This window comes from Nevskia soli (assembly GCF_903970205.1).
Taxonomy (GTDB): Bacteria; Acidobacteriota; Terriglobia; order Bryobacterales; family Bryobacteraceae; genus Bog-113.
On record NZ_CAJCHS010000169.1, the window covers coordinates 1 to 3420 of the forward strand.

The following is a 3420-nucleotide window of genomic DNA, read 5'->3' on the forward strand; positions in this document are numbered from 1 at the left end:
CCGGCACTTACGGTGTAAGTGCTCTGGTCGCCATGGCGCTCGATCACGTATGAGAAACCCCTTGATTCGAAAGTAAGTTTGGGATGGGTTATGAGTATGGTCTGGTCCGGCGGCAGTTGCAGGCCGATTCCCATCGGTGTCTTCGGCTGGAATTGAGCTTCGTCGCGATGACAAGTCGCGCAGGTGAAGGCGCGCGCCTGTTTCGCCTGGTTATCGGCGGCGGGCGACACGCGCGACATCGCCAGAGTGAACAAGACAACACTAATGATGCGCACGAGGGTCCGTTCCCCGCGCGAGCGCAATCGTCGCGACGCGCTCGCGGTAGGCATCGTCATTCCTGCCGAACTTGGAGTAAGCACCGGCGAGAGCCACATGATAATCGATGTTCACAGGATCGAGCTGGGTGGCTTTTTCCAGATACTCAATGGCCGATTTATCGCCGGACCGCGAAAGGATGAGTCCATAAACATACTGCGCAACGGAAGCTTCGGGGTGATTCGTCGCGGCTTTGCGGGCCATTGATTCGGCTTCATCCTGATGACCCGCGCGCACCATGGTGAGAGCAAGTAAGCCGCTCGCGTACGCATTCCCCGGATCGTTCTGCAGTTCCCGCTCAAGTTCCGCTATAGCTTCCACGGGATGCGTATCCAGGAGAAAACTACCGTAGAAGTAATGAACGTTGGGCGCGGTTGGATAGTGCGCGACTAACTCATGGAACCCCGTGTCGGCGCCGGCCACATCGCCGCTCATCCACGCGTAGGCGATCGCTCCGGCGGCGGCCATTATCGGGGCCTGATCCGCGGAAAGGTCTTTGGGGAGGAGCGCGGTGCGCAGGGAGGCAAGCCCCAGGCCGAGCAGCATGGTCTGCTCCTTGACGCCGTGAGCGGGAAACCAAAGGTACTCATGAATGGCCTGATCGAACAGGCCCAGCTTCGTAAGCGTCATGGCTTGGTGAAAGCGCACTACTTGTTCGACCTGCGGCTCGAGGCCGGAACCGGAGCTCAAGGCTTTCTGCAAGTGGCTGAGCGCGTCGGGATACGCGGCGAGCTGAAATTCGCAAAGCCCCAGCAGGGCGAACCCCGGGGGCGCATTGTCCTGCAGCTTGACGAAGCTGGCGAAGGCATCGCGGCCGGGGGCGTACTGATCCGAATCGTAAAGCAGCGTTCCGAGGAACCACCAGCCTTCGGCCCAGGCCGGCTTGAGTTGCAGCGCCTGGCGATAGAGATCGACGGCTTGCGGAATTTGGTCGGCATCGCGCGCGGCGGCGGCCTTGGCGGCCAGATCGTCAAACGAATCGGCGCGCAGGGGAGCGATGCAGAGGGCGGCGATCAGGAACGCGGACGCGGCGGAAAACTTCATGGGACCCGCTCCGGGTGAAAGCGGCGGGATACGTTCAACTCCTCACTATAAAACAGACGCGGCAACGGGCGGTTACGGTATCTGCGATGCCGAACGCCCGACAGCTCCCGCCCGCTCTCTACATGGGCGCGGCGCGTGCATGGTTGTGCTTTCAGGCGCGTTCGTGCGCCGTCTGGGCGGCTCGCTCCGCCTGCAAGCCTTCGCCGTGCTGATCGCCGTAACTGAGTCCTATTTCCTGGGCGCGAACTGGATCTATCAGACCGTGACATTCGATGAGGCGACCTGGATGGTTGCGCTCTACTGCGGGCGGAGAACAGCGCAAGCAATCCTTCGCGATGATTGGCGTTCCTATCCGTCTTCGCGACCGGCGGCTTTGCGAGAAAGTCAATCTCTCAGCCCGTTGACAATGCGGGTGATGCCGTCCTTGATCAGCGCCACATTGAAATTGATGAGCAAGCCGAGGCGTTTGTCCGCCAACCGGAGATAGGTCAAGAGCTGCTTCTTGTGGACTGGGGCTATCAGCTCGACGGATTTAATTTCAACGATGACCTTGTCTTCGACCACCAGATCGGCTCGGAATCCGGTATCGATGCGGAAATTCTCATAGACCACCGGGATCGGCTGCTGTTGTGACGTGCGCAGACCCCGGCGGCTCAGTTCATGCGCCAAGACCGCGTTATAGACCGATTCGAGCAAGCCTGGGCCAAGCGTTGTATGAATGCGGAAAGCGGAGTCGACGATCTCCTTGGCTATGGCGTTTTCGTCCATATCAGCTTTCATCAGTTTCTCGCCAAGTCGCGAAGACGCAAAGGAACGTAAAGACAGCCCGGTCCGGTTACTGCCAGAAACTAAAACTAAACTTAGATCGTCCTTGGGCGCTCCTTTCCCGCCCGTCGATGTGACCGTCAACCGGTCGGCTCGGCTATGGTCGGGTCTTGGAGTTCGCGTCAGCGTCGCTGCACGTTCCGGGTCGGAACTGGCGTTTGTGTGCAGCGGGTGTCGAGTAGAGACTCGACACGGCACGGACGAATCCGTGCGCCACGTTTCGCGCTCGCGCGGTTATAGAATGACACCATGCACCGGCAGCAACGTTCTATCACAGTCGTTTGTCTAATCCCCCTGCTCACTGTCACCCTCGGCGGGGCTCCGCAGGAGCAGCCCACCACCACGATCAAAACCTCCACGCAAGAGGTGGTCCTCGATGTCGTGGTGCGCGACAGCCACGGCAAGATCGTCAAGGGGCTGACCCAGAAAGATTTTCAGATCCTCGAGGACGGGACGCCGCAGCAGATCAAGAGCTTTAGTTTCACCCAGGGGCGCGATGCGCTGCAGACGCAGCAGGCAGGTTCGGCCACCCGGACGCCGGCCGTGGCGAATCCGCTGCGCGCGGTGAATCTGGTCTGCATCGTTTATCAGAACCTCGATCCCTACACCAAGAAGGATGCGATCGCCGCCAGCAAGGAGTTTCTCAACAGCCACTTCTCGCCGGATACGTGGATCGCGGTTTACAGCCTGACGGGCGAGCTGGTGGCGCTGCATCCGTTCACCACCAATCGCGCGGAGCTGCTGAAAGCGGCCGACCACGCCTTCAGCGGCACCATGATGGACTTCGTCAGTTCCGCGACGGAGGTGCTGAACGCCACGCCGAACGTCGACTACACGGCGAACGGACCCGCGAACACTTCGCAGGGCAGCGCCGTAATTGCGACGGCGGGCAAGGTAACCGGCGGCGGATTGAATACTACGGTAAACAATGACGCTTCTGCATCGACTTCCATCGCCGCGAACCGGATGCGCGGCGATCTGGCTGGACAACGCCGCCAGTTCGGCGGCCTGGAGGCGCAGCGCCAAACCGACCAGATCATCGACTTGATCGAAAAGCTGGCAACGCTTCCCGGCCGGAAATCGGTGCTACTGGTCAGCCCCGGCCTGCCTTCCAATGGCGACGCGGACCTTTTCAAGTCCGTCCTGAACAAAGCCAACAAGGCCAACATCACCTTCTATGGTCTGGATGTTAACGGTCTCACCGAAAACTCGAATGTCGGGGCGGCCAACAATGCG

At 60.2% G+C, this 3420-nt stretch carries 3 protein-coding genes and 1 pseudogene; 1 reads left to right on the forward strand and 3 read right to left on the reverse strand.

What is annotated here, in order from left to right; genetic code table 11:
• The 3 genes and pseudogenes from H1Y01_RS07585 to H1Y01_RS07595 form a co-directional block, all read right to left on the reverse strand.
• Positions 1 to 275, reverse strand: a pseudogene (locus tag H1Y01_RS07585) (hypothetical protein); the annotation flags it as partial.
• Entirely contained in the window at positions 262 to 1359 is a 1098-nt protein-coding gene (locus H1Y01_RS07590) for a tetratricopeptide repeat protein (RefSeq protein WP_180539839.1), read from the reverse strand. The pseudogene H1Y01_RS07585 and the gene H1Y01_RS07590, both read right to left, overlap by 14 nt.
• Before the next feature lie 384 nt (positions 1360 to 1743).
• Positions 1744 to 2127, reverse strand: a complete 384-nt coding sequence (locus tag H1Y01_RS07595; protein WP_180539841.1) for a GxxExxY protein — start codon at positions 2125 to 2127, stop codon at positions 1744 to 1746.
• Positions 2128 to 2433: 306 nt separating this feature from the next.
• On the opposite strand from H1Y01_RS07595, the gene H1Y01_RS07600 reads away from it, so the two are divergent.
• Positions 2434 to 3420 (forward strand): VWA domain-containing protein (locus tag H1Y01_RS07600; protein ID WP_180539840.1); only part of this gene is annotated, 987 nt, incomplete at its 3' end.

What these genes read in the sequence shown, in the direction of transcription:
- H1Y01_RS07590 (WP_180539839.1), bottom strand. Translation starts at nt 1,359, where the DNA reads ATGAAGTTTTCCGCCGCGTCCGCGTTCCTGATCGCCGCCCTCTGCATC.
- H1Y01_RS07595 (WP_180539841.1), bottom strand. Translation starts at nt 2,127, where the DNA reads ATGGACGAAAACGCCATAGCCAAGGAGATCGTCGACTCCGCTTTCCGC.